Origin of the sequence: Nocardia sp. NPDC059177 (genome assembly GCF_042755165.1) — a bacterium.
Classification (GTDB): Bacteria; Actinomycetota; Actinomycetes; order Mycobacteriales; family Mycobacteriaceae; genus Nocardia.
Genome location: NZ_JBHZBX010000040.1, coordinates 1 through 21,760 on the forward strand (window position 1 = coordinate 1; position 21,760 = coordinate 21,760).

General features: G+C 62.2%; 22 protein-coding genes and 1 pseudogene. 18 read left to right on the forward strand and 5 right to left on the reverse strand.

What is annotated here, in order from left to right; genetic code table 11:
* Positions 1–838: phosphotransferase (locus ACFXK0_RS28635; protein ID WP_379414193.1), on the forward strand; the 838-nt coding region annotated here is incomplete at its 5' end.
* A 138-nt stretch (positions 839–976) separates the two neighbouring features.
* A protein-coding gene (locus ACFXK0_RS28640) for an IS5 family transposase (protein ID WP_379414194.1) occupies positions 977–1,776 on the forward strand; the annotation gives its coding sequence in 2 pieces (ribosomal slippage) (positions 977–1,307 and positions 1,307–1,776; 801 coding nt in all).
* A gap of 153 nt (positions 1,777–1,929) precedes the next feature.
* Here ACFXK0_RS28640 and ACFXK0_RS28645 read toward each other — a convergent pair.
* The 5 genes and pseudogenes from ACFXK0_RS28645 to trpB all read right to left on the reverse strand — a co-directional run bounded on the left by ACFXK0_RS28645 (position 1,930) and on the right by trpB (position 7,092).
* Positions 1,930–3,720, reverse strand: a complete 1,791-nt coding sequence (locus tag ACFXK0_RS28645; protein ID WP_379414195.1) for a carbamoyltransferase — start codon at positions 3,718–3,720, stop codon at positions 1,930–1,932.
* Positions 3,721–3,866: 146 nt separating this feature from the next.
* Positions 3,867–4,034 (reverse strand): annotated as a pseudogene (locus ACFXK0_RS28650) (biotin carboxylase N-terminal domain-containing protein); the annotation flags it as partial.
* Between the two features lie 71 nt (positions 4,035–4,105).
* Positions 4,106–5,062, reverse strand: a complete 957-nt coding sequence (locus ACFXK0_RS28655; RefSeq protein ID WP_379414196.1) for an ACP S-malonyltransferase — start codon at positions 5,060–5,062, stop codon at positions 4,106–4,108.
* Positions 5,063–5,110: 48 nt separating this feature from the next.
* A complete protein-coding gene (trpA, locus tag ACFXK0_RS28660) occupies positions 5,111–5,887 on the reverse strand; it encodes a tryptophan synthase subunit alpha (protein ID WP_379414198.1) in 777 nt (258 codons plus the stop codon).
* Positions 5,884–7,092, reverse strand: a complete 1,209-nt coding sequence (gene trpB, locus ACFXK0_RS28665) for a tryptophan synthase subunit beta (protein ID WP_379414200.1) — start codon at positions 7,090–7,092, stop codon at positions 5,884–5,886. The genes trpA and trpB overlap by 4 nt, the downstream gene beginning before the upstream one ends.
* A 439-nt stretch (positions 7,093–7,531) precedes the next feature.
* On the opposite strand from trpB, the gene ACFXK0_RS28670 reads away from it, so the two are divergent.
* The 16 genes from ACFXK0_RS28670 to ACFXK0_RS28745 all read left to right on the forward strand — a co-directional run bounded on the left by ACFXK0_RS28670 (position 7,532) and on the right by ACFXK0_RS28745 (position 21,555).
* A complete protein-coding gene (locus ACFXK0_RS28670; RefSeq protein ID WP_379414201.1) occupies positions 7,532–8,377 on the forward strand; it encodes a GntR family transcriptional regulator in 846 nt (281 codons plus the stop codon).
* Positions 8,378–8,709: 332 nt separating this feature from the next.
* A complete protein-coding gene (locus ACFXK0_RS28675) occupies positions 8,710–9,828 on the forward strand; it encodes a ferritin-like domain-containing protein (RefSeq protein WP_379414203.1) in 1,119 nt (372 codons plus the stop codon).
* A 60-nt stretch (positions 9,829–9,888) separates the two neighbouring features.
* Positions 9,889–10,635 carry a 3-oxoacyl-[acyl-carrier-protein] reductase gene (fabG, locus tag ACFXK0_RS28680; RefSeq protein WP_379414204.1) on the forward strand — a complete coding sequence of 249 codons (747 nt, stop codon included), beginning with the start codon at positions 9,889–9,891 and terminating at the stop codon, positions 10,633–10,635.
* 36 nt (positions 10,636–10,671) lie between these two features.
* The gene (locus tag ACFXK0_RS28685) at positions 10,672–11,052 is read left to right on the forward strand and encodes a 3-hydroxyacyl-ACP dehydratase FabZ family protein (protein WP_379414218.1); all 381 of its coding nucleotides are present in this window, start codon (positions 10,672–10,674) and stop codon (positions 11,050–11,052) included.
* Between the two features lie 16 nt (positions 11,053–11,068).
* Positions 11,069–11,512, forward strand: coding sequence for a 3-hydroxyacyl-ACP dehydratase FabZ family protein (locus tag ACFXK0_RS28690; protein WP_379414205.1), 444 nt, complete (start codon positions 11,069–11,071; stop codon positions 11,510–11,512).
* 30 nt (positions 11,513–11,542) lie between these two features.
* Positions 11,543–11,815: an acyl carrier protein gene (locus tag ACFXK0_RS28695; RefSeq protein WP_379414206.1), complete on the forward strand. Its 273-nt coding sequence runs from the start codon at positions 11,543–11,545 to the stop codon at positions 11,813–11,815.
* Positions 11,816–13,024 carry a beta-ketoacyl-[acyl-carrier-protein] synthase family protein gene (locus ACFXK0_RS28700; RefSeq protein WP_379414208.1) on the forward strand — a complete coding sequence of 403 codons (1,209 nt, stop codon included), beginning with the start codon at positions 11,816–11,818 and terminating at the stop codon, positions 13,022–13,024.
* Positions 13,021–14,130: a beta-ketoacyl synthase N-terminal-like domain-containing protein gene (locus ACFXK0_RS28705; protein WP_379414209.1), complete on the forward strand. Its 1,110-nt coding sequence runs from the start codon at positions 13,021–13,023 to the stop codon at positions 14,128–14,130. The genes ACFXK0_RS28700 and ACFXK0_RS28705 overlap by 4 nt, the downstream gene beginning before the upstream one ends.
* Entirely contained in the window at positions 14,127–14,960 is an 834-nt protein-coding gene (locus tag ACFXK0_RS28710; protein WP_379414210.1) for an alpha/beta fold hydrolase, read from the forward strand. The genes ACFXK0_RS28705 and ACFXK0_RS28710 overlap by 4 nt, the downstream gene beginning before the upstream one ends.
* Complete coding sequence (locus tag ACFXK0_RS28715; protein ID WP_379414211.1) at positions 14,960–15,676, forward strand: 2-hydroxychromene-2-carboxylate isomerase; 717 nt, start codon at positions 14,960–14,962, stop codon at positions 15,674–15,676. Before ACFXK0_RS28710 ends, ACFXK0_RS28715 begins: the two co-directional genes overlap by 1 nt.
* On the forward strand, positions 15,673–16,032 hold the full coding sequence (locus ACFXK0_RS28720) for an acyl carrier protein (RefSeq protein ID WP_379414212.1): 360 nt from the start codon (positions 15,673–15,675) through the stop codon (positions 16,030–16,032). Before ACFXK0_RS28715 ends, ACFXK0_RS28720 begins: the two co-directional genes overlap by 4 nt.
* The gene (locus ACFXK0_RS28725) at positions 16,025–17,530 is read left to right on the forward strand and encodes a class I adenylate-forming enzyme family protein (RefSeq protein ID WP_379414213.1); all 1,506 of its coding nucleotides are present in this window, start codon (positions 16,025–16,027) and stop codon (positions 17,528–17,530) included. The genes ACFXK0_RS28720 and ACFXK0_RS28725 overlap by 8 nt, the downstream gene beginning before the upstream one ends.
* Positions 17,527–18,399: an alpha/beta fold hydrolase gene (locus tag ACFXK0_RS28730; protein ID WP_379414215.1), complete on the forward strand. Its 873-nt coding sequence runs from the start codon at positions 17,527–17,529 to the stop codon at positions 18,397–18,399. Before ACFXK0_RS28725 ends, ACFXK0_RS28730 begins: the two co-directional genes overlap by 4 nt.
* Before the next feature lie 54 nt (positions 18,400–18,453).
* Positions 18,454–19,947, forward strand: a complete 1,494-nt coding sequence (locus ACFXK0_RS28735) for a DHA2 family efflux MFS transporter permease subunit (protein WP_379414216.1) — start codon at positions 18,454–18,456, stop codon at positions 19,945–19,947.
* A 204-nt stretch (positions 19,948–20,151) separates the two neighbouring features.
* Complete coding sequence (locus ACFXK0_RS28740) at positions 20,152–20,988, forward strand: sugar phosphate isomerase/epimerase family protein (RefSeq protein ID WP_379414219.1); 837 nt, start codon at positions 20,152–20,154, stop codon at positions 20,986–20,988.
* Positions 20,989–21,153: 165 nt separating this feature from the next.
* Positions 21,154–21,555, forward strand: coding sequence for a TetR/AcrR family transcriptional regulator (locus ACFXK0_RS28745; protein WP_379414217.1), 402 nt, complete (start codon positions 21,154–21,156; stop codon positions 21,553–21,555).
* The last annotated feature ends 205 nt before the right edge of the window (positions 21,556–21,760 follow it).

Below are 21,760 nucleotides of genomic sequence, written 5' to 3' on the forward strand. Positions count from 1 at the left end.
CGACCGCGGCATCGATCAACCCGCCTATCGAGGAGGACCGAGCTCAGACCGCCGCATAACTCCCGCTGGACTCATTCACCTTGACAAACTCCGGGTGGGACAAGCCGACGCAGCGCGCCGGGAGCTCGACATCGCCCGGTGGCTCCAGGCCGAGGGTATCCCCGCTGTCGAGCCGGCCGGCAACTCCGCCGACTTCACTATCGTAGACGGGCGACCAGTCACATTCTGGCGTGAGTTTGCGTCACACCGCCCAGGTGCAGCGCAGGAGATCGCTGAAGCATTGCGTGCGCTTCACGGCCTCACCGCGCCGGACTTCCTCCCCGCCGTGCAGCCGTTCGTCAGGCTCGACGATCGTATCGATGCAGCGCACACGCTTCCTTTTCTGGACAGGCAGTGGTTGCGAGGTCATCTCTCCGATCTGCGAGCAGCCTGGAACGAACTGCCAGCTGGCGTGGCTTGGGGGCCGATCCACGGTGACGCGTGGGAGGGCAATGTCGTCACCACGACCGACGGCGGCGTGACGGTGTTTCTCGATCTCGAGCGAGCCGCAGTCGGGCCACCGGAGTGGGACCTGACCTCGACAGCGATCAAGCACAGCTCGTTCGGCTGGATTCCGGCGCAACGCTATGAGGTGTTCTGGCGCGCATACGGCTACGACGTGACGTCATGGCCAGGGTTCGCGCTCCTGCGCGATATCCGGGAAATGCGGATGACATGTATGGCTGCGCAGGCCGCTGGGGCGAAACCGGAACACGCCGCTCAAGCTCAGCATCGCGTCGACTGCCTGCGCGGTCGGTTGGGGCTTCGGCCGTGGAATGGCTGGGAACCGATCCCGTAACGGGCTGTGGTTCAGGGCTTCCCGGCGTTCATTGCTGATCACGGGCAGACATCCAGTGCATCCCAACCTGCTGTTATGAGCCCCTAACAGGTTCGGTCAGGTAGCGGTGAGACCCACTGTTGTGCAGTATGTTTCGCCGTGGCGGCACCGTGGATCGTGGATGATGAGTTGTGGGCGGTTATCGAGCCGCTACTACCGGTGAAGCCGGCCGGGACACCGGGCCCAGCTCAGCACGACCCGAGGTTGGTGTTCCAGGGGATCCTGTTCGTGCTGTTCACCGGGATCGGGTGGGAAGACCTTCCCCAGGAACTCGGGTTCGGGTCCGGGATGACGTGTTGGCGCAGGCTACGCGACTGGCAAGCCGCCGGAGTGTTCACCGCGATGCACCACGCGGTCCTGGACCGCAGCAACGCCGCCGGGTTGATCGACTTCGACCGGGCCATGATCGACGGCTCGCACGTACGGGCGAAAAAGGGGGCTCCGCGACCGGACCGAGCCCGGTAGACCGCGCCAAGACCGGTTCCAAACATCACCTGTTGACCTGCGGCAACGGGTTCCCGCTTGTCGTGGAGCTGTCCGCGGCCAATGTCAACGACCACCTGATGCTCGCGCCCGTGCTCGATCGGGTTCGCCCCTTGCGTGGACGACCGGGGCCACCGCGACGCCGGATCAAGAATCTGATCACCGACAAGGGCTACGACTATCCCAGCGTGTACGCCGAGCTGCGACAACGCGGGACCACCGGCTACATCCCGCGCCGCGGAACCCGCGACAAAGTCACTGCAGGCCGTTGGATCGTCGAGCAAACCTTCGCCCTGCTCCACCAGTGCCGGCGCTTGGCGATCCGGTGGGAACGCCGCGCCGACATCGATTACGGGTTCCTGAATCTCGGTGCCGCACTGATCTGTTGGCGACGACTCAGCAACCGAACCCGATAGGCGCACTTAGACGGTCGAGCCTCCGATCTGCTTCGGAATCCGTGGCTCTCGGCGGCGGTACGGGCCAGGCCGGTCAGCGTTGGTGGCAATCGGGCATCCGCCCGCCGATGCGGCGACATCGACACGGATCGCGATGTCGCCGCGCTACGGGCATTACACAGATTCGGCTGCCTTCTTGATAATCAGGTTGCCGAGTACGAGATAGTCGATCTCGGTGCCGAGGAAGCAGTTGATGGCGTCCCAGGGCGAACCGACGATGGGCTCGCCGGCGACATTGAAGGAGGTGTTGAGCAGGCAGGCCACTCCCACCCGCTTTTCCACTTCGCGAAGCAGATCGGCCATCAGCGGATTCTGGCCATCTGAGACGGTTTGAACCCGCGAGGTGTTGTCGACGTGACATGCGCTCGGGATCACATCCATAAATTCCTCCCGTACCGGCACGACGAACGTCATGTAGGGAGAATTCGGAAGCTTTCCCATCTCGAACAGTGTACCCGCACCGGACTCGAGGACGATCGGCGCGAAAGGACGGAAAGTCTCTCGATGCTTCACTCGGATATTGATGATGTCCTTGATGTCCTTGAACGTCGGGTTTGCGAGGATGCTGCGACTGCCGAGAGCTCGGGGGCCGAACTCGGCAGCACCCTGGAACCAGCCGATGACTACCTTCTCCGTCAGTAGCTCGGCCACTGTGGATGCGAGGGCGTTTTCGTTGATCTCTGTGGCAGTAATGCGTTCTTCGAAGTCTGCTACCGCGTTGCGAATATCCGCTGGTGTGAACTCCGGGCCGGTATACGTACCGCATGGCGTGGGTTCGATGTCCCCGTAGGTTCGGCCGACAAATGCGGCCGCGCCGATGGGAAGTCCTGAATCGCTGGCGCCGTAACTGACGTCCATGCTCGAAAAGGTGGACGAGTCGAGCAGCTTGGTGTTGTTCACGCAGTTGAGCGCGACTCCACCTTCGAAAATGAGATCGGAAAGATCCGTCTGCTCCGACAGGGCGCTGATCTGGTGTGCTGTAACCCGCTCGACGATGTCCTGCGCCAGTCGTGCAACGCTCGCCTGGAACTCGAGCGACTTTCGATCGATACCTGCTGTGGCGAAGGTCGCATCGAGCATCTGGCTGTAGGTCAAGTGGCTTGTCGGCCCATTGACGGGCGCGGCGAATTTGAACTGACCGCCGTCCAGGAGTGTGACGAACGAGTCGATGATGTGATCGGCTGTCGGCGTCGGGCAGTATGCCGACAGGCCCATCACCTTGTATTCGTCGTTGTTCGGATAGAATCCGAGGTAGCGGGTCACCAGGGAGTAGAAAACTCCGACGGAGTTGGCGCCGTTTGCGGTGAGATCATCGAAGATTCTGATGACACCGCCTTCGATCGTTCCGGAAATCGAGGAGTCGCGCTCGGCGCGGCCGTCGCTGATCAGGAACGCGGAATCTCCACCGCCACGAACCTGGTAGCCGCACATCAGGTGAGCGAGATGATGGGGTACCTGAACAAATTTCTCGTCCGGCACATCGAATCCCGTGTGTGTCCGGAATTCCTCCACCACCTGCGTGCGGCACAGGATGTTGTGGTACAACCCATTGAGTGCCGCCACCGCGGCGGCGGAGAACTGTGCATCGGGCGAGTGGTCGGCGATATCATTGTTCATCAAGCGCATCGTATCCTCGGTGAACGCCCAAGGCAGCGCGAAATAGTCGACATCTTCGATTTTGATACCCGCCCGCTCGAGGCACCAGTTGATTGCGTTGATGGGAAAATTGTGGGTCTTCTTTTCCCGGTTGAGGCGCTCTTCCTCGACCGCGGCAACCACTGTCCCATCGATAATGACAGCCGCACCGGCATCGTGGCCGATTGTCACGTATCGATCTATTTCGGAAGTGGATGAAAGCAGGACCTCGCTACCGCGAGTAAATCCGTTGTAGCCTAGAACAATCATAGTCGAACCTTTCGGGCATTGTATTGGTTTACACGATGGATCATTGAGATCGTCGCGAGAGTGACCGATGTGTCCGGATCAGTGGAATTTCAACGGGCTCGATCGAAACTGCGCGGCCATTCCTGGTCAGCAACCTCCGGCGCATGGCCGAGGTCGGCCTCCCGGACGAACGTCGCCTGCAGCTCACCGCTGGTGTGCAGGGCGATCGTCCGAATCGGTTTCGCACCCATGCGGGTGGCGTTGATCTCCCGCACCGCGTGGATCAGCCGCCGGGCGGCCTCGCCGCGGTTGACGATTGCGATCCGAGTGAACATGAACGATTCCATTCTCGATTCGCTGCGGTGGACGTTGCCGTCGGTCCGGCTCGAGCGCAGCGGCCATCGACCTATCTGGGCAGTGCCGTCAGGTCAGCCGGTCGTTTCAGCGGGTGGCGCGCGATCGACGGGAGCTCGCGTCTTGCTATTCCGCACAGTGTGCCGGCCGGCGGGAGTTCGATTGCCGCCGTGACCGATGCAGCGCCGATGCTCTCGACGCACAGATCCCAGCGAACGGGGCCGGTGAGCTGGGACACCAGCTTGGCCATCGTGTCGGCACCGGAGTCGACTTCCTTGCCGTCCGAGTTCGATAGCAGGCGGAACCAGGGGTCATTGACGGTGACACCATCGATCGCAGCCGCGAAGGCACTCTCGGCGGACCGCATGAACGGCGTATGGAACGCGCCGGCTACCGAGAGCGGTACGACCTTGGCACCCTCAGGCGGGACTGCCGACAGTTGCTGCAGGGCTTCGATTCTTCCGGCCGCGACGACGTGACCTGTTCCGTTGCGGTTCGCCGCAGACAATCCGAGCCGGTCCAATACATCGATGACGATGCTCGTATCACCGCCGAGGACTGCGGACATTCCGGTCGACTCGGACCGGCAAGCGTCCGCCATGGCACTGCCGCGCGCAGCGGCGAGGAATATGGCAGTGTCCGCCGAAATTACCCCGGCGACTGCGGCGGCCGTCAGTTCGCCGACCGAATGTCCGGCAACGACAGTCTCCACGGGCAGCGGACCGTCGGCGCACAGCGCTCGGAAGGCCAAAAGACCGGCGGCGACGATCAACGGCTGTGTGACGGCGGTATCGACGAGCTCATCGGCGTCGGCGGTGGTTCCCAGCCGCAGCAGGTCCAATCCGCATAGGTCGGACCATACGGCAAGCTGGTGTTCTGCGTCCGGGGCGACCAACCAGGGTATGAGCATCCCGGGCTTCTGGGCGCCCTGGCCTGGCGCCAGCAACGCGAGCCGGCCGGGGCGCGCTGTAGGTCGGTCGGGTGCGACGGCTGAACGGATTTGGGACATCTGCGCTCTCAATTGGTGATGATCGGTGCTTCTCAAATGCGGGGGCCGCTACCCGGTATGCGCGTCCAGTACGGTGCGGAACGACGAGAGCCAGGAGACGACCTCCGAAGGGCTTGCGCCATCCAAAATCTGGCGTATCAGGGCCGATCCGATGATGACTCCGTCCGCCGACTCGGCCGCCGCACCCGCCTGACTCGGAGTCGAAATACCCATGCCGATCAGCGCCGGGGTCGCGGAGTAGGACCTGACTTCTCGAGCCAGGGGCGCAGCGGAGGCAGACAGGTCCGCCCGCTCGCCGGTCGTGCCCATCAGGCTGGCCACATACACAAAGCCGGTGCTGTGTTCGGCGATCATCCGGCGCCGTTGGGAACTGCTCGACGGGCCGACCATCAGGACCAAGCCGATCTCGTACTCGGCTGCCATTTTCGCTACCAGGGCGAGCTCTTCCACCGGGGCGTCCGGGATGATGAGCCCATCGACGTTCGCTGCCCGGAGTTTTGCGAAGAAGCTGTCAACCGTGGCATGGGCAACCAGGTTGTAATAGGTCATCACCACGAGTGGCACTGTGAGCTGCATCGCGGCCAGCTGATCCAAGACGGCATCGGCAGTAGTTCCGCGACGGAGGGAAATGTCCGAAGCCTGCTGGATCGTCTGTCCGTCGATCATCGGATCGGAAAACGGTAGCCCGATCTCGATTGCGTCCGCGCCGCCGGCGATGTACGAGTGGAGGTATTCGGTCCAATTGTCGACAACGCCCGCTGTCAGATACGGGACGAGAGCTTTGCGCCCGGATTCGCGGAGATGCCGGTGAAGTCTCGTGGTCATAGTGTCTCCATCAGTGTTGCGATGTCTTTGTCACCGCGGCCGGACAGCGTGGCGAGAACGGTCGCGCCGGCGGGGATCGCTCCGGAGTCGGCAGCCTGGATGATCCATGCGAGCGCGTGTGATGATTCGAGGGCTGCGAGGATGCCCTCGGTGCGAGCCAACCGCATGAGTGCGGCCAATGCCTGTTCATCTGTCACAGTGACGTACTGCGCACGGCCGGTCATCTTCAGGTCCGCGTGTTCCGGGCCGATGCCGGGGTAGTCCAATCCGGCTGCAATCGACTCGGCCTCGCAGATCTGACCGTGCTTGTCCTGGAGGATCAGTGAACGGAAGCCGTGGACAACGCCCGGCGTGCCATAGCTTGCCGCGGCGCCACCGGCTGCCTCGACTCCGATGAGTGTGGAATCGGTATCGAGGAAACCCGCAAAGGTACCTGCGGCATTGGAGCCCCCGCCGACGCAGGCAACAACGAAGTCCGGTATTCCGGACAGCTTCTGTTCGAGCTGCTTGCGAGCTTCGTCACCGATTACGCGCTGGAAATCGCGGACCATGGTCGGATACGGATGCGGTCCCATGACCGACCCGACGCAGTAGTGCGAGTCGTCGGTTACCTCCACCCAGTGCCGCATCGCTTCGGTGCACGCGTCCTTGAGGGTTCGGCTGCCACTGTCCACCGGGATCACCTCCGCACCGAGGATCTTCATTCGGAAGACGTTCGCGGCTTGTCTGCCGACGTCCTTGCTCCCCATGAAGATCCGGGCTTCGAGGCCCATCAGGGCGGCCGCTGTCGCAGTGGCGACTCCGTGTTGCCCGGCGCCGGTCTCGGCGATCAGTCGAATTTTTCCCATTCGTCGCGCGAGAAGGGCTTGGCCCAGCACGTTGTTGATCTTGTGCGACCCGGTGTGCGCGAGGTCCTCGCGCTTGAGCCACAGATCGATCCCGAGTTCCTGGGACAGCCGCTCGAGCGGTGTGATCGGGGTGGGTCGTCCGGCCTGAACTGCGAGAAGCTCGTCCAGCTCGCGTACGAAGGCGGGGTCCTGCTGCGCGGCGAGGTAGGCAGCTTCCAGTTCCATGCATGCGGGGACGAGAAGTTCGGGAACGAATCTGCCGCCGAATTCGCCGAATCGGCCGTCGATACCGAACCCGCTCTGGGAATCGGTTCCGCCGCCGGCGGCGGGCGTGTGAAGGGGATCGAACTCCAGCATGGGGTGATCATGGCATAGTTCTAGAACTGTTGTCACGTTCGTGCGTGAGTGTTGACCACGCGGACCTTCGTGGCGGGCGTCTGATCGCTGCGGACGGCGTCGCCCGACCGGGCGTCCGGAACTGCTCGCACGCCGTCTGTGTCGCGATGAGATGTGGCGCTGTTCGACCTGTGGCGTCGGCACGCCACCAGCCAGTTTTCGGGGCGGCAGCATGGATCGGAAGATGTTGCTGGGCAGGGAATTCCACCGATATGGGTTCGATCCGGCCGTGATTGCTGTCCGATGGGTGCGCTTCGGGGCGGCAGTAGCCCCACTATCTTGGCTTTCTTCTGCGGTATCGGCGCCGTTAGGCTTGACTAAGGCCTGGAGATCGAAGGCATTCTCCGGGGGCACACACCCAAGAACCGGCAGCGGAGCGGGGGCCGAAGAGGAAGTACCGATGAACGCTAGAACGGCTAGAGACGAGGCGCAGGTGCGACAGCCGAAGTATGTCGCCATCTATCAAACGCTCGCCACCGAGATCGCAGACGGAGTGCACAAGCCTGGTGACCCGTTGCCGTCCCAGCGTGAGCTGTCGCAGCGCTTCGAGGTTACTCTGATGACTATCCGTCAAGCGGTGGGGATGCTCAAGGACGAGGGGTTGGTGGACGTGCGCCAGGGGGCTGGGACAGTTGTGTCCCAGGGCAGATTTCAGTACCAGTTGGGGCCGTTGCGAAGTCTGTCGGAAGACTTCATCGCCAGTGGTCAGCACATGCGCACCGATGTCTTGGGTATCGCGCGCGTCCAGCCGCCCGCGCGGGTTGCCGACCGGCTCGGGATCGATGGGGAGTTCGTCGTTGCGGTCGAGCGACTTCGCTCGGCCGACGCCGAGGACAGGGGGCTGGTACCCATCATTCTGCAAACCTCGTACCTCCGTGAAGAATACGGAGGACGGGTCAGTATGAATGCCCTGCGGGATCGGTCCCTGTATCAGGTCCTGGACGAAGACTTCGGCATCCGGGTCGGTCGCGCCGAGGAAACGATCGTGGCCGCGGTCCTCGGTGAACGCGAGGCCAGGTTGCTCGGGACGCTAGAGGGAGCGCCGGCGCTGCTGAGCTGTCGGCTCACTTACGACGTGCACGACGTCCCGGTGCTGGATGACTGGGCACTGCTGGGCGCGGACGTCGCGCTGAGCGCAACTCGGCTCGCAGAGCGGACGACCATCCACTACGCGATGCATGACTCGGGCAAGATATCCGATGCGGTGTACCGGCCACCGCGGTCCGGTGGCGACCCTGCGCGTTGAGCGCTGACGCCGGCCCGTAAAGGGTGGCGTGGAACGAAGTCCGAGGTCGGGCGGCGGGCTGCTGCCCAGACCGGCCAACGCGGGGCGCTGGAGGATGCCGTGTCGGTTCCGAGACATGGATCGCCAGAAGACCTGCGGACGGGCAATGCGCTGCGGCCGGCTGCGGCTACAGGTGTGCCATGCGTGACGCGATGACGCACCGCGGGCGGGGAACAGGTCTCGACCTTGTTCCGTCTGCCCGGCGCCGCGAGCACACCCCCGACGCGATTGACTTCTAGCACTGCGCCGGTTAGGGTCTGAATGTCATCTAGAACTGTTATTGGGGGAATCTGATGTCGACTTTTGATCTCTATGAGCTTCCTGCGGAGATGTCGACCTGGGATGTCGAGGCACGCGGACATGCGCGCTTTACGTGGGAATATGACGACCACCGCGATTCGATGCTGCGGCTCTATCAAAAAGGTAAGGACCGGCAGTGGGACGCGGTTACTCGGATCGATTGGTCGCTCGAGGTCGATCCTGAGGACCCCTTGCAGCTTCCGGAGCGAGCACTGCCGTTCTATGGTTCGAAGCTCTGGGAACGCTTGAGCCTGGAGCGGCGGCGTGAACTGAAGGGTCATTATGCGACTTGGCAGTTCAGTCAGTTCCTGCATGGTGAACAAGGGGCGATGATCTGCAGCGCTCGGACCATCGAGTCCGTGCCGGACATGGACGCCAAGTTTTTCGCGGCCACTCAGGCCATGGATGAGGCGCGGCATGCGGAAATTTATGCCAAGTTCCTCCAAGAGAAGGTCGGGTTCCTGTACCCGATCAATCCGCACATCAAGAGCCTGCTCGACAACACCCTGTCCGACGGTCGATGGGACATGCCGTACTTGGGCATGCAGGTTTTGATCGAGGGATTGGCCCTGGCCATGTTCGGCATTCTCCGCGATAACACTCGTGCTGAGCTCCCGAAGCAATTGCTGGCCTATATCATGCAGGACGAGGCTCGGCACGTTGCCTTCGGTCGGCTGGCACTTCGCGACTACTATGCTGGCCTCACCCGGGCCGAGCTGGCCGAGCGAGAAGAATTTGTCATCGAAGGTTGCTATGCCCTGGCGAACCGGCTTCGCGGCCGGGAGGTGTTCGAACACCTCGGATACAGCACCGATGAAGGAATCGCAGCGGTCGACAACTCGCAATATGTCAGTGATTTTCACGGTCTGCTGTTCAGCCGAATTCTCCCGTGTCTGAAGGACATCGGACTCTGGAGCACGAAGCTGCAAGAGGCATACCGGAACCTGGGCGTGCTGGATCGCGCCGATGCTGACCTCGACCGGATGTCGCAACACGACAGTGATTTGGCGGACAGCCTGGACCGCAAGCGGCGCGACGCATTCATCAAGGCCGAGGAACTCGACCGGCTCGACGACGTGAACGATGCCATCGCGCTGGCCGAGCAGGATTGAACGTTCGACGCGGCGCCGAAGCAGCCGGACGAACTGCAGTCTAACGAGGGAGGAAGAATAGTGCGTGAGGGTACGCCGCGTATTGCCTTGATCACCGGTGGCGCCCGTGGGATCGGGGCCGCAGTGGCGAATCGAATGGCCGAGGAGGGCTACGACATCGCTTTTTGCTATCGGGGGAACGGGCAAGCGGCCGAGGAGACGGCGGACAAGATCGCGTCCTATGGCGTCAGGGTCCATCATGCAGTCTGCGACGTCAGTGACGAGAAGCAGGTTGACTCGTTCGTGAGTGCGGTGGAGTCCGAGCTGGGTAGCATCGATGTACTGGTCAATTCGGCCGGCATAGTCCGTGATCGGGCCATGGTGCTGATGGATCCCGAAGAATGGGATGCAGTCATCGCAACCAATCTTCGCGGCACCTTCCTGACCTGCCGCCGTGTCGCCTATACGATGATCAAGCGCTCGTCGGGTTCGATTGTCAACGTCTCGTCGGTCATCGGCATCGACGGAAACATTTCGCAGGCAAACTATGCTGCGGCCAAGGCTGGAATCAACGCAATGTCGCGCACGCTTGCCAAAGAGCTGGCACGCTACGACGTTCGCGTCAATGTGGTGGCGCCGGGCTGGATCGCCACCGACATGACCGCGGCGCTGCCCGAGAAGGCGCGGAAAAAGGTCATGGACTCGATCGCAATGGGGCGAGCAGGTACGGCGGAAGAGGTTGCCGACGCAATTGTCTTCCTGGCCGGAGACAGGGCGCGGTATATTACGGGGGAAACCCTTCGTGTAGACGGTGGCATCGTCCTCTGACATGTGACCGTCCGGTTTCGATTTCGAGAGAGTTCAATGCTGGTTTCGGGGAGGGTTGCACCTCTGTCTGCGGTCGACAAGGTCGATCGAATCGAAGAATTGCATGCCGTTGGATTCAAGACTGTAAGGGCGACGGATCCTTACATGGACGGCCATTATCCGGGGTTTCCGATCTATCCTGCAGTATTTATGGTCGAATCGGTTCTGCAAACCGTTCAACATTTATTTGCAGATCGAGGTGTTTCGATCCGGGAGGTTCGGTCGCTTCGGGTTCGCGCGCCGATCATCGAAAACGACGAACTGCGCATCGACTGCCGTGGCGATGCGGCCGGCGGCGAATTGGTCGTCAAAGCGTCGTGCACCAGGGGTGACGGTGCCGAGGCCGGTCGAGTTGTTCTGTTGTGTGATGTCAGGTGACTCCGGGGGTTCGCACATGAAATTGCCAGATCCGAATGCGGTACTGCCGCACGGATTCCCGATGCTTCTCGTTGACAAATCGTTGGATCACACGCCTGGTCGCGAGATAGTGACCGAGAAGCGGGTCGGTCCCGAGGAGCCATGCTTCGACGGTCTGGAGGAGGGGTGCGACCCGCTGTATCCGTCGACACTCGTGCTCGAGTCACTGGTGCAGAGCGGTGCGCTCCTCTGGCTGGATCATCTCGAACGGAGCGGAAAGCTCGAATCGGCGACCCTGCTGCTCGGTGGTGTGCGTGGATGCCGAATCTCCGGAACCGTCCGCGCCGGCGACACGATCGTCCACACGGTGACGATCGACCGCCTCTTCGACGACAACGTGATCTTTTCGGGCCGATCCGCAGTTGACGGTATCGAAGTCATGTCCATCGAATCTGTTGTCGCGGCACTGCGCGCCAACTGAATATCCATTCATTCCAAGAAAGAGGGAGCTATGCCCACCGATCTGAGCATTGCGGTCATCGAAACTCACCTAGAGGAGCTTCGGGAGCTCGTCGCAAATGTGCTCGATGTCGACCCTGAGGAAGTCACGGAGACGACCTCCTTCGTGGAGGACCTCGAAGCCGACTCGCTGCAAGCGATCGAGATTCTGGCGCGGGTCGAGAAGACCTACAAGGTAGAGGTGCCGCAGAGCCGCCTGGCCGAGATGGCGAACCTCGCCGATGTCTACCGTGTAGTCAGCGAATACACCGGCTGGGGCAAGTAGATGCCGGAACGTGTCGTAATAACCGGGCTGGGACCGGTATCGAGTATCGGTGTCGGGGCGGATGCCTTCCTGAACGGACTCCGCGGCGGTCGGCTCGGAACTTCACCGATTGCTTCCTTCGACGCCTCGGGGTTCCCGCATCGAATGGGCGGGGAGGTGCACAATTTCCGGCCGGAGGACATCCTCTCCCGGTTGTCGTCCTCGGAGTGGGGGCGTACCAGCCTCTTCGCGGCCGCGGCGGCACGGCTTGCGGTACAGGACGCTGGGCTGACGGACGAGGAACTCGGAGCGGTTCGGACCGGTTCCTGCATCGGCACGACCAGTGGCGAGGGCAAAGTTGCCGAGCTGTTGGCCGAGCATTGGGTCGCGGACGGGATCGACACGGAAGTGGCGGATCTGTCGACTCAGTTGCCGGCACATCGATTGGCCATCGCGGTCAACCGTGAGCTCGGTGTCTCAGGTGAGGCGGTAACGGTCACTACCGCGTGTTCGGCCAGCAACTACGCCATCGGCCTGGCCTACGATCTGGTCGCCAGCGGCCAGTTGGACATCGCGCTCGCCGGAGGTGCCGACAGTGTCGCCCGCTGGGCGCACGCCGGATTCTTCCGGCTGGGTGCGCTGGCGGAGACGGTCTGCCGGCCGTTCTCCAGCGATCGCGGCGGCATCCTGTGTGCGGAGGGCGGAGCCGCCGTCGTCCTCGAAACTCTGACCAGCGCCAGAGCGCGAGGCGCGCACATCTATTGCGAGGTCCTGGGATACGGCGTCAACTGCGATGCCAACCATATGGTCTCGCCGGACGCGAGCAGTATCGCCGAATGCATCCGGCAGGCGCACGAGCAAGCCGGCGTCAAGCCCGGTGATGTCGACTATGTCTGCGCACACGGCACAGGTACACCGACGAACGATGCGGTCGAGAGTGCTGCCCTGCGCATGGTGTTCGGAGACTCCGTGCCGCCCACCAGTTCGATCAAATCCATGCTGGGGCATGCGATGGGAGCTGCCAGCGGGTTCGGTGCCATCGCCAGTGCGTTGGCGATTCGATTCGGGTTCATACCGCCGACAATCAATTTCAGCGAGCCCGATCCTGGTATCGACTTCGTCGATTGCGTTCCGAACGAAGCAAGGGAAATACCCGTGAATGTCGTGCAGAATAACGGATTTGCCTTCGGCGGGAACAACGCCATCGTGGTTCTGGGGGCCATGTCGTGACCGAGATCGTCACCACGTCTGTGGTCCCCGCGGTCCGTATCCACGGCTTCGGCATCCTCACGCCGGCGGGAACCGGCATCGAACCGTTGTCCGAGCTGGTGTCGAGCTCGGGGGACCCACAGGTGGGCGAATCGGCGACGCCGGACCTGTACCCGCCGATCGGAGTCCGGACAGTCCCCGATTTCGAACCGCGTGAACACCTGGGCCGCAAAGGTATCGGATCACTCGACCGCACTACGACCCTGGCACTCGTCGCTGCGAAGTTCGCACTCGACACGATCGGGGGTGCGGTGCCCGAGGGCTTTGTGGGGGGCATGGTCGTCGGCACGACGACCGGCAGCCTGCCGGCGATGTTCGAGTATTGCCGGGACACCATCGTGGAGGATCGGCCATACCTGGTCAACCCCATCAAGTTTCCCAATACCATCATGAACAGTGCTGCAGGGCAGACAGCCATTCGGTGGGGGCTCGAAGGCGTCAATGCGACCGTGGCCGGCGGCCGAGTGGCAGCCTTCCAGGCACTCAGGTACGCGGCCAATTCCCTGCGGCAGGACCGTGCCGACGTGATGTTGGTAGGCGCGGCGGAAGAGGCTAGCGCATACCGGGCGTGGACCCAACCCGTCGAGGACCGGGACACCCCCGGGTTCGCCATCGGCGAGGCGGCGGCGATGTTCGTTGCGTCGCTTCCCGGCCACGCGGACATCGATCTTCCAGTGCTCGGTGATGTGCTCGCGGTCCGTGTTCGGTCCGCGGCGAGCGACGAGAGCGTGGCCGATGACCTGGCTCGATGCATCGCCGAGGTCCTTGCGGAGGCCCAACTGCCCGTGGACGCGGTCCACCTGCACACTCCGGGGCTCACCGATGAGTCCACGCACGCTGCCGCGGAGCGAGCGGCGGTCGCGGCATCCGCGGGCGGCGCGGTCGAGACGATTGCCATCGATCGCTTCGTCGGGATGTGCGGAGCGGCCCACGGCGCGATTCAGCTTGCCGTGACGCTCGATCGCCTGGCACAGGCTCCGGCCGGAGCCGTCGGCTTGCTGACCGGTGTGACAACGGACGGTCTCGTCGCCGCGGCCCTGGTGCGATTGGTGTCCGACCAGCAATGATGAATACGCACACGATCAGCGTCGGCGACGTAGCGGTCCACCGTGTCGGCGACGAATCCGGTCCGCAGCCGGTGTGCGTACTCGCACACGGGCTGGAGGATGGCTGGCAGTCGTGGTCCGGCCTCATCGGACAGCTGGCCTCAACTTACCGGTGCTATCTGCTCGACCTGCCTTGGCGAGCCGGGAACACCTACGAGTGGCGCCGATCGTTCGAGCCACTGACGTGGCTCGAACGTGCTCTGAGGCTTATCCCGGAACCGATCGATATGATCGTCGGCCATTCACTCGGTGCCAACGTGATCCTCGACCTGCTCTGCCACGATGCTGCGATCACGCGCAGCGCAGTACTGATCGCGCCGTTCTACCGACCTGCCGCGGTACCCGCCGATGACCGCTTACGGGAGCAGTCGCGGCAGTACCTGCGTCAGGTCATCGATGACGGAACCCGGCTACGACTGGGTTCGCGGGCACATCGGATCGACGACGATGTGCGAGCGGCCATGGTCGACAAGCAGTTGGAGAGAATCGGGCCCGCGGGATTCGATGTGCTCTTCGACCAGGTCGCGGCGAGCGGCAACCTACCACTGGACCAGATCGCCGCATCCTGCACCGTCATCGCCGATCCGGAGGATCTGGGATTGGCGGGTGGGGACAGCAATCTGTTCACCAGCGCCTGGCCGGCGGCGAATCTTCGACTATTGCCCAGATTCGGGCACTTCGGTCACGTGACGTTTCCCGAAGTAGTCGCCGAGGCGGTACGCGAGTTATCGCAGTCCGCTCCGACATCCGTGACCGGCTCAGCACACATGGCGACTACGGAGACCGCGTAATGACACGACGTTCACGCACCAAGCCGCGGCTGTACTTCTCTTTCCGCAGTCCGTATACCTGGCTGGCCGCTCACCGATTAATCGGAAAGGTACCGGCCGCCTTCGATCTGATCGACTTCATTCCCAGTTGGGAACCGGACGATGATCTCGCGGACCAGCTCGAACAGGCCGGGGGTGCCGTTCCGTATCAACCGATGTCGAAGGCGAAGCACCTTTACATCCTGCAGGACACGAAGCGGATCGCCTCGAGTTTGGGTCTCACGATGCGATGGCCCGTCGACATCGATCCATGGTGGGAACTTCCGCATCTCGCCTGGCTCGCCGCAGATCGTGACGGCCGCGGCGCGGAGATGTTCTGGGCGATCGCGAACGCGCGATGGCTGCGCGGCGAGAACATCTGCGATCCCGAGGTCATCACGCGGTGTGCGGTAGAAGCATCCGTCGACCCGGAGTTCGTGGTCGCGGCCGCGCGCGACAGCGCGATCCGAGCCGAAGGCGTGCGCCTCCTGGCGCAGGCCGACGATGACGATGTCTTCGGATTCCCCTACTTCAGGGCAGGTTGGTTGCGGTTCTGGGGATACGACCGGGTGGACGATTTCGTGTCGTCGCTGCGAGACGGTTCCCCGGCTGTCGAGGTTCGGTTGGACGATCTCCCGCCGGAGGTGCTGTCCGAGCCAGGGTGCTACGACACCGATGCGCCAGGAGGCTGCGGATGACCACAGTGGTCCATGGACCGGAGGACTTGCCCGCGCATCGGTCCCGATCGAAATTCGAAGGGGGGAATCACGTACACGGAGGCGTCGGAGAAGGCTCGGCACGGTCGGTGCTCGCGAGCATTTCGGATCTCACAATCCTATCCGAGGGATTGCGGGACGACTCGGACCTCGTGGATGCGGGGTTGAACTCCGGCGATTTGATTCGATTGCTCGCGCAGGTCGAACGTAGCTTCGGTATCGAACTGGATCTGGATGATCTGCCCGGTCCCATCACGTTGCAGGCGATCGATGCCGTCATCGCCCGAAAGGACCCTACCAGGCCCGAGATATTGGGGGAAGCCAGTGTGGTTGAGTGAAGTACTGAAACGGAACAGTAACCTGTACGGCGATCGTCTGGCTGTTGCTGACCTGAATCGATCGCTGAACTGGTCGGAGCTCGAAGCCAGCGTAATGCGGTTGGCCGGAGAACTTACTGTTCGGCGTGTCGAGGTCGGTGACCGGGTCTTGGTGCTGTCCAATGATCGGGTCGAGGTCGTTCAGCTGTACTTCGCGCTTTCCTGGATCTCTGCTGTCTACGTTCCGATGAACCACAATGCCACGTCCGATGAGATTCGATATCTGCTGGAGACGGTGCAGCCGCGGCTGGTGGTCGGCGAAGCGGAGCTGCTGACCAAGCACCGTGCGGCCTTTGTCGGCCTACTCGACGCTGGCAGCACGATGCTGCTGGACGACGGCGAATTAGATTTCGGGAAGACGGGTTTCGTCGGAACACCGATACTCGGTGAATGGTCATCCCCCGCTGCCATCATTCACACCTCGGCAACCACCGGGCGTCCGAAGGGCGCTGTCTTCGACCACCGATCGCTCAAGGACCACTGTTTGGGCATCATGGCTTCGATGCCCGTTTCGTCGGACGATGTCCTGGTGAGCTGTTGCCCGCTCTTCCACTCCAGTGCGATTCTCGGCCTTGCGTTCATGACGGCTGGAGCCGGCATCGTGGTCATGCCGGGGTTCACTCCGAAACGTGCGCTCCAGGCGATTTCGAAATATCGGGCGTCGCATCTGTGGCTCACGCCGGAGATGCTCCGGTTCGTTCTGCGGAGCCCAGGATTCGCGAGCGCTGATCTCGCCAGCCTGCGCGAAGTCGTCTACGGTGCCGCGCAAATGCCGATCGATCTCTATCGCGAGGCCGCCACGGCCTTGGATGTCGGATTTCGGCAGAATTACGGAATGACGGAGGCGGGTGGTCCGATCGCGCTTCTGGCACCGGAGGAACATCCGGATCCACACGATTTGGACGGGGTCGACGACATTGCCGCAGGTCATGCGGCGGTAGGCTTCTCGATTGCGGTGCGAGACCAGCAGGGCCGATTGCTGCCATCTTGTGAGCTCGGGGAGATCATTGCCGCAGGTGCCGGAATCATGACCGGTTATCTCGATCGACCCGACGCCTACGACGAAGCTGTGCGCGACGGCTGGCTGTGTACCGGCGATCTCGGCTATATCGACGATTCCGGGCTCTTGCATGTTCGAGACAGAATAAAAGACGTAGTGATTCGTGGCGGTCAGAACATCTACCCCGCTGAAATTGAGCGTGTGCTGGGTAACCATCCGGCCGTGGACAGTGTGGCAGTGGTGGGTGCTCCCGACCTGGATTGGGGCGAGGTGCCGGTCGCCTTCGTCGTCCTGCGTGGTGAATCGACTGCCTCCGAGTCGGAGCTCGTCCGGCACGTGGTCGACACGATGTCGAGCTACAAGCGACCGCGCGAGATTCGCATCGTGCCGGATCTACCACGCAGCGCATCCGGAAAAATTCTGAAGCGAGTGTTGCGTGCGGAGGCGAGTGCGCAGTGACCCGGCCGGTGGATGGCATTCGAAAGCTGCACGTGGCAGGCGATCTGAGTATTCACGTGGAGGAGCGCGGGTCGGGTCCGGTGCTGCTGTTTGTCAACAATTTCTTCGCCAATGTCGACAGCTGGCGCAGTCGAACAGAGGAACTTGCCGAGCGGTTTCGGGTAGTCACCTACGATATGCGAAATCAGCGCAACAGTTCGATCGATCTCGGTGTTAGCTGGGACGATCACCTCGCTGACCTGCACGGTTTGATCCAGGATGTCGGCAGCGAGCCGGTCGTGCTGGTGGGTAGCTCGATCTCGACGATGCTGTGCCGCGATCTGCTTCGTCGATACCCGAATGTCGCGCGGGGCGCGGTGTTCGTCGGGCCGGCGTTCTCGCCCTACGGTGGGCGCCGGCGCAAGGCAACCGTTCGGACCTGGCTGGCGCTGTTGGCGGCCGGCGGACCTGCACAATTATTCGAACAGCTCTACAGCACCGTCATGTCTGACGAAACTGTCGAACGGCTCGGTGGTGCGGGGTTCTCCGGAATGAGAGCCGCGTTCGTATCCGATCATGAATCCGAGCCGACCCGTGCGAACTTGCTCAGCTGTCTGGATGCTCCGGACGTGCCGCAGCTGCTGCAGGAATTGTCGTGTCCGATCCAGATGCTGGTCGGGGAGGCAGATTTCCAATGGTACCCGTCCGCTCTGGCCGAGGTGGAGCGACTGATTCCAGACTGTCGCACCGCTGTTCTTCCGGGTGTAGGTCATCTTCCGTACATGGAGGCGCCGACCGAATTCCAAAGGGTCATCGGCGATTTCGTCGACTCTCTGGCTGTGGAAACTACTTGTGAACGCCTCGCCGGTGGTGCCGATCAGGTGATCTGACGTTTGACTCGACTGCGGCGCCGAGCGCTCATGTTAAGATGGGATTCATATTCCGTGTCCACTCAACGTAATCCGTGGCCCGCGCTCTATGCGCTGGTATTCGGATTCTTCATGATCTTGCTGGATATGACGATCGTCGCGGTGGCCAACACTGCCATCATGAAGAGCCTGAATGCTGATGTTTCCCAAGTCATCTGGGTCACTTCGGCATATCTTCTGGCCTACGCGGTGCCACTGCTGGTGACCGGTCGCCTCGGTGATCGATTCGGACCCAAAAACATCTATCTCGCGGGCCTGGCGGTGTTCACCCTGGCCTCACTGTGGTGCACTATGTCGAACAGCATCGACATGCTGATCGCCGCCCGTGCTGTGCAGGGACTCGGTGCCGCGTTGATGACACCGCAGACGATGGCGGTCATCACCCGTACCTTCCCGCCGGAAAAGCGCGGTGCGGCCATGGGCCTGTGGGGCGGGGCGGCCGGGCTGGCCACACTGGTCGGACCAATCCTGGGCGGCGTCCTGGTCGACTGGCAGGGTTGGCGGTGGATCTTCTGCGTGAACATCCCGATCGGCATCCTGGCCTTCGCGCTCGCGTTGTGGCTGGTTCCGTCGCTGCCTACCCACAAGCACAAATTCGACCTGGTCGGTGTAGCCCTGTCCGGGGTCGGGATGTTCTTGTTGGTGTTCGGTATCCAGGAAGGCAACACCTACAACTGGGATCCCGCAATCTGGACCGTGATCGTGGCCGGTATCGCGGTGCTGATCCTCTTCGTGGTCAACCAGGCCCGCAATACCGGTGAACCACTGGTCCCATTGAGGTTGTTGCGGGACCGCAGCTTCGCGCTGTCGAACCTGGCCATCGCGTCGATGGGGGCGGCGGTGACCGCCTCCATGGTGCCCGCGTACCTCTACCTCGAGGCCGTTCGCGGCTATTCCTCGACGCAGTCGGCGTTCGTGTTCGCGCCAATGGCCATTGTGTCCGGAGTACTGGCCCCGCTCGCCGGAAAGTTTGCCGACCGTGTCCCGGCCTGGGTGATCCCGACCGCCGGATTCTCGCTGAATTCTGCCGCGACCATCACCTTCGCCGCGCTGATGACCACCACCTCGCCGATCATCCTGCTGGCCCTGGTCGGTGTGGTCATGGGGATCGGCAGTGCTGGAGTGTGGGCGCCGCTCGCCAGCGTGGCTACTCGAAACCTGCCGTTGCAGCTGGCCGGCGCAGGTGCGGGCGTTTACAACACGACCCGGCAGATCGCGTCGGCTCTGGGTAGCGCCGGTATCAGCGCGCTGATCGCGGCCCGGATGGAGTCGCACGGACTGGGAAGTTTGAATGGTTCCGATTCCGTCGGTACAGCAGGCGCACTGCCGGCATCGATCTTGGACAAGTTCAGTGCTTCGCTCGGTCAATCCATGTATCTGCCCGGTGTAATTCTCCTGATCGGTGTCGTTTCGTCGATGCTGATTAGTCGCACGCGAACGGAATCGAGGGCGCTTGCATCCCCGACCTCCGCGCCGGCTGGAAACGAGGTGCTGCGCACGACCGGATAGTACGAATGTCCACCTCGCCGGCTGCATCCCATTGTTGCCCTCACGCGCACTGATGAAGAAATTGAGTTGTATTATGATTGCTCGAACTGCTGCAAGCGGCATTGTTGACATTCGCGCACGGGCCCATATCTGCCCGGGTGTCATCGAATCGAACTCTGCGAGAAATTCGGGGACCATCCGGTTGGTCGAGTTCAGGTGGCCGCGATGATTCGATCGATAGCCACAGTAACGCTGGGTGGTACGCTCCCGGAGAAGCTGGATGCCATAGCCGCCGCGGGTTTCCGGTACGTGGAGCTGGTATCCAGCGATCTCGATGGATTCGACGGAACGGCTCGCGACGTTAAGGAACTCGCAGACTCTTACGGACTCCGTATACTTGCATACCAGCCGTTTCGCGACTTCGAGGGAAGGCCTCGTCACGAGTTCGGCCATCATGTGGACCGGGCCCGGACGGCGATCGAGACGACCCGTACCCTCGGCGCGGATCTGTTGCTGGTGTGCAGCGCCGTCGTACCGGATGCAGTCGGTGATGACGATATTCGTACGGCTGATCTGCGGGTGCTGGCCGGGCTCGGCGCGGATGCCGAGGTCCGGATCGGCTATGAGGCCCTCTCCTGGGGTAAGTTTGCGAGCCGATCCCGCGATGCCTGGGCATTGGTAGAGAGAGTCGACCACCCCAATTTCGGTCTCGTCCTGGATACATTCCATTCATTGGCCATCGACGAAGAATTGTCGTTTCTAGATGCTGTTCCCGTAGAACGCATATTCCTCATACAGGTGGCGGATGCGCCGTACCTGGAGGCTGAAATTATCCAGTGGAGTCGCCATCACAGGTGCCTTCCCGGGGAGGGGTCCTTCGACCTCGAAGCGTTTCTGTCCATCCCGATCAGAAATGGGTACTCCGGCCCCTTGTCGCTTGAGGTGTTCAGCGACCAGCTCACTGCGGGGGCTCCGGCCCCCGTCGCGATAAATGCATACCGATCGCTGTGCAAACTCGAATACGACTGCCGCAATCTGCTGCGTTCCGGCCTGGCGTGGTAGCGGTTGGGGGCCCGAAGTGCCGGCCCCAGTGTCCCGGTGCGGCGCTGTGGTGCGGTCGACCACGGTGCCGTGCGGTACAGCCCGGAGCGTCCGTTGTCCGGTGACCGAATATCAGGAGCGGATCGTCGGCAGCTGATAGTAGCGGTCGCGGTGCACACTTTTGCGGTGCACGGCTACGTGGCCACCACCACCGATACGGTGGCCGCCCGATCGGGTGTCTCCCAGGCGTATGTGATCCGGTTGTTCGGCACGAAGCAGCGTCTGTTCCTGATGGCATTGGATCATGCTTGGGATTTATTAGATGCCTTCGTCCGTGAGTCCTGGCCGCGATCACTCCACCGTACGGATACCCAGCACTGCGTCATCGACATGTTGTCCGGATCCGTACTGCCGATGTTGTTGCACGGCTTCGCTCAGAGCTCGGATCCCGCCGTGTGTACAAAGATGCGTGATCGATGTGCCGCGCTGTACGAGGTGATGCGTTCTCATCCGCAGGCGTCGGTTGTGGACATTCGCAGATTTCTGACCGAATCGGTGCTGGTGGGGGCCCTGGCCACCCTAACTTGAGTTTTAACCTTGGGGTGACGCCTATGAGCTCCTATCAAGTTCGATTGCTGAGCCGTCGCCAACAGATCAGTGCCGCACCAAGATTCATGAACCCGTAGTGGATGTCGGTACGGAACTTGTCAAGCCGTTCGGGACCAGTGGGAGTGATCAGGCTGCTTCCACACGCTCCTCGCTATCAGATTCGGGTTTGTTGATCCAGACACTG